This is a genomic window from Bradyrhizobium sp. UFLA05-153 (assembly GCF_054185185.1).
Genome location: NZ_JBBIAM010000253.1, coordinates 1 through 4,644, shown reverse-complemented (window position 1 = coordinate 4,644; position 4,644 = coordinate 1). Strand labels below are relative to the sequence as shown.

The following is a 4,644-nucleotide window of genomic DNA, read 5'->3' as shown; positions in this document are numbered from 1 at the left end:
CGGCGTGCAGATTGCCGCCGAGGGCGGCCATCTGCATCACCTTCTGGGCAACGGGATTATCCCCCGCGATGCGCGGCAGGAAGAAATTGAGTGTGGCCGCGAGCCAGACGATCAAGAAGAAGATTCCGACCCGCTTGGCGAGATAGTAGACAGCCAATCCTCACCTCTTCGCGCAAAGCGACCGGTTACCGCATCTTCAGAGCCTCGTCACGTCGTCGCTTCGAGTTTATGTAGTACAAGCGCAAACGTCGAGTGGAAGAACGCTGGATTGACGTAAGGGTTGTCTTTGGTTGGATAGCCCTTCCAATAGGTCAGGTTCATCGGCAGCCGGTGATAGAACTGCATGAGCTGCACATCGGGCAGTTCCGGCAACCAGATGGCCATCGCCTTCAGCCAAAGCTCCTTCATCTTCGCCGTGTCTTCCGGCGAGGTCACGAAAACCTCGTCGACGATCTTGTCGTAATCGGCGTTCTTCCAGCGTGCGAGATTGACGAGATGCCCGCCCGGAATCGCCTCGGACGAAGATTGGTAAAGCCGAAGCGTCTCGAAGGGATCGCGCACGCTTCCGCCGTGACCGAAAATGGCCGCGTTGTAGTCGCCTGCAAAATAGCGGGTGAACATGTCCGGCGGCTGGCTATAGGTCGCATTGATCCCATGCCGCTTCAACAACTCGACCAGCACCGGGCCGACCGACGGGAAATCGAAGAAGCTGATGATTTCCATCGAAAACGGCTTGCCAGCAGGATCGACATACATGCCCGAGCCGTCCTTCTTCCAGCCGAGTTCGGCAAGCAATGCGGCGCCCTTCGCTGGGTTGAATTCGTTGGTCGGATATTTATCGAGCAGAGGCTTGGCGTAGTCGAAATACGGCTGCAACCCCTTGTAAACCGAACCGTCCGGCATCGGCAGCGGCGAAAGGCTCGAAGACCCGCCCCAACCGACGTCTATCAGCGTCTGCCGATCAATCAGATAGCTGATCGCCCAACGGAACTTCGGATTGTTGTAGGGGGGCCGCTCGTTGTTGAGATAGAGCGAAGTCGGCCACCAGTCACAATTGCCGAAGGGAAGCTCGCGGCCCGTAAAGGTGATGATGTTGGGATTGCCTTTGAAAACGGTCGGGAACGTCGCGACTTGCAATCCGGTCGAGAAATCGACTGCATTCGAGATGAGTCCCTGAGCGAGTTGCTGCTCACCCGTGTCCGGGAGAAGCACGATGCGCTCGACCGCCGGCAACTTGCCGACGCCGGCCGCCACGCCCCACCACGAATCCCTCCGGTCGACCACCTTCTGGGTCGGCGAGACATTCACGACCTTCCAGGGGCCAGTCGTGACGGGCAGGCCCTTCTCGAGATCGAAAGCGGTAAATTTCTGCCAGTCCTGCCCCTTGAAGATGTGTTTGGGAACGATGTGCAGGCCGATATCGTATTTGTAGGAGAGCATGTGGAAGAAGAAACGCGGCGCCGGCACCTTGAACTTGATTAGCGTCGTGTTGGGGTCGACCACGGTGGCGGATTCCAGCACTTCTTGAACGTCCTTGCCCCATTTCACCTTGCCGCCGAGTTCGTTAAGGGTGTTGAGGGAATAGGCGACGTCCTCTGCGGAAAACGGCTTGCCGTCGCTCCAGGTGATCCCTGATCGGGTCTTGACCGTCAGCTCTTTGTAGTCGGGACTGTATTTGTAGCTCTCTGCGAGCCACATGATCGTCTTGTCGGCAAAGGCGCTGTAGAAGGCGAGCGGCTCATAGATGATGTTGCCTCCGAGCTGTGGATTTGAGCCGATGACATATGGACTCCAAAGCTCGGCCTCGGTGTGCTTGCCGTCGGTACCGCCGCGAACCGTAACCAAGGTCCGGTTGCGGGGAACGTCCTTGAGTTCGCCAGCGGCGATCGCTTGCCTGACGGCCAGCAAGCCTGCCGGCAAGGATAACGCACCGGCAAAAGCGACGGTCGATAGCATGAAGTCGCGGCGCGTGGGCTCGAGGCCCCAAATGTGGCTTTCCATCCCTATCCCCTTTGTTTGCGGCTACCAAACCTGGCCCGACATCGACCAAGTCCAGGAGTCCGCCCGCCTATCACGTTGCGGTTGGCAAGACCCGCCTCACGATCAACAAAGCAAGCAATCTGTGCAAAGCCTACGGCAGTTTCAAAAGACGGTCAATTTTGATGCAGCGCCACAAGTGCTGAGCGGACTTCAACTGTCGAGCTCGACGTCGGCGCCACATCTCGTTCCCGCTGGCATGCTGCGCAGGCGGCAGCGACTGCGGGATCGGCGCGCATGCAAGCGGCATGGGGCCAAGCTCACTGCCGATCGCATCACTTTTCAAGCGCTTGATGCCAGCATCACCGCGATTGCGTCGGACGAGGCGTCTGCCGCTGGCGGCAATCCGACGATTTCTTGTTTCGACGAGTTTTGGGGTTACACCAGCGAGCGCTCGCGCCGATTGTGGGACGAAAGGATCACCTCGCCCGCGCGCAAGATCAGCTGCCGGCTCACGACGAGCTACGCCGGCTTCAGCGGTGAGAGCACGCTGCTCCGCCCGGGGGTCGATGACAACTCCGCGCCCGGCGCGCGGCGCGGGCATCAGCGCATGCGCGTTTATCGGCGAACCGTGGCTGACATTCGGCTGCGCGGCATGCGGATTGCGGGGTGCGTGGCCGGCGCGCCGAAAATGCGCGGTGCTTCATGCGCTTTGGCCGAGGCGGCTGCATGCGAGCCGGCGCCATCGGCTGCACGCGAAGCCAACCTGCCGATCCACCGAGCCAGAGCGCCCGCTGGTCCCCACCCTCAAGCAATTCCGCAAGATCCTTCGGCCGCATCGGGCTCTGCAAGGGAACGTCCGACCCGAGCGCGCCGAACGACAGACTCGTCTCGTGTCCGCCTTTGCGCGCGGTCGCCGCTGGCTCGACGAACTCAGCTCAGGCCCAGCAACCGACGCGCAACAATTGGCCCGCGTTCAAATCGGGGCTCACGTTGCGCGCTTGAAAATAGTCGTTGCTGCCCCACCGGCCGACACGTGCTGCTCTTTAAAGACCAACTCATCCCTAATGATGGCAAAGGAGCGCTTGTTGTTCTTGCCCTCCCAATTTGCACGTTCTTTCCATCGTTGCGCTCTATTGAGGATGAGCCGCTGCTTACCTCCTTACACATGTGGCTTCTTGGGACGGCTTTCCTTCGCTTCTTTCTCAGTCAACAGCTGGCGGATCGTCTCGCGCTTGTGCTCGTCGGTCTCCTCTTCGAGGAGCTTCCGATACCGTCGGATGTTCTCGTTGTGGATGTACCTTTCCATAGAGCCAACCTCCCACGTTGAGAGGTATTATAGTCCGAACAAAACTTAACGCATGTAATTCTTGAGCGCTCGGGCTCCCCGCGACGAACTAGGATAGGCTTAGATTTCGGTCGCGTGTCACCCCTTATTCGGGATACGTCCTGACCGAAGCGATCCTGCCGCAAGGTGAGCACTTGTAAATGCGGACGGCGGGCGAATTCGATACCGCTGGCAACTCACCTACGAGCGACATTTCACGGGAGCATTTCTCACAAGCCGGGCACGGCGCAGCTTCATTGGAGCGTGTCATATAGGATCAATCACTTAAGTGCAGCTATCGTGGGGCTGCCAAAAACAATCGGAAGAGGTAGGCGAGCGCTGTCGAGGCTTCCTATCCAACTGCGTTGGATAGGCTGACAAGGCCGGCGTCAATCGCAGCGATGTCAATTTCAATCTGTTCGATCGAGCGACTACAGTCAAAGCCCCTCCCGGATTTCAGATCGACCGCAAGTCGCCGCCTATGCATTCTTAGGTCCTCTAGGGACTGGCGATCTCCTAACCGAGCATAGCCATCGACGATCAATTCGATTGCACTGGACATCACAGACCTACTCAAAAAAATTTGGAAAACAAACGCGCCGATCCTAGCTGGCACGCCGGTGAGTAGTCAAACAGGACTGTCGTGGCTTCTGCCGGAAAGTCCTATCGGCACGACTCCTAGCGTGTCGTCCGGATGGCATCACTGTTGCGCCGTTTGAGCGAGGCGAGATCGGTCCCGATCTCTTCCGAGCAGCCTGCCGGATGGGATTGGTGCCAAGCGCCTCGATCGGCCTTACCGCGGCGGGCGGCAGAAGTTCTGGATTAAGGTCAAGTACCGACAGCATCTTGCAATGGAGCGCGAGCTGTAAACCCCAAGACAGGCTGTGCTGCCTCGTTTGAGCTAACCGCATTGCATTCTTCGAAGTAGGACGACAGCGCAAGCTCAGCTAGGTACTCCCAGTGTTCTGCTTCGGCGAGGAGCTTCCATTTGTTCATGCTGTTGTACGCGGCCTGTTGACGGCACAGCGAACCCATTGCGCGTAAGCGTCGCACCTTCTCCACTGCGAACCTCCCTTTGGGCTTTGTTTTTCACATGCCCGTTGTTAGTGCGGTCGGAGTTAAGTCTCGCAGATTGAAACGAGGAGTGATAGTCCGGTGTTTGACTGGGCCAAATGATGACAGCGCAATCGTCTGACTTTTTGTTCTTGATTACATCGGCTCGAAACATTGACGGGATCGAAAAGCGCAGCACAGAATGAAGGCGCACTTGAAAGACCGACTTCGCGATATCCAGACCGATTGTCGAAATTGACTGCATAGGCTGCTCCTCCGAATCGTGG

At 58.1% G+C, this 4,644-nt stretch carries 3 protein-coding genes; all 3 read right to left on the bottom strand.

Going from position 1 to position 4,644, the window contains the following annotated elements; all coding sequences use genetic code 11:
- Positions 1-207 precede the first annotated feature (207 nt).
- Complete coding sequence (locus Q2941_RS50795) at positions 208-2,001, bottom strand: ABC transporter substrate-binding protein (RefSeq protein WP_458197414.1); 1,794 nt, start codon at positions 1,999-2,001, stop codon at positions 208-210.
- A gap of 1,138 nt (positions 2,002-3,139) precedes the next feature.
- A complete protein-coding gene (locus tag Q2941_RS50790; protein WP_458197413.1) occupies positions 3,140-3,286 on the bottom strand; it encodes a hypothetical protein in 147 nt (48 codons plus the stop codon).
- A 961-nt stretch (positions 3,287-4,247) separates the two neighbouring features.
- The coding region (locus Q2941_RS50785; RefSeq protein WP_458197412.1) for a hypothetical protein at positions 4,248-4,644 on the bottom strand (397 nt) is incomplete at its 5' end.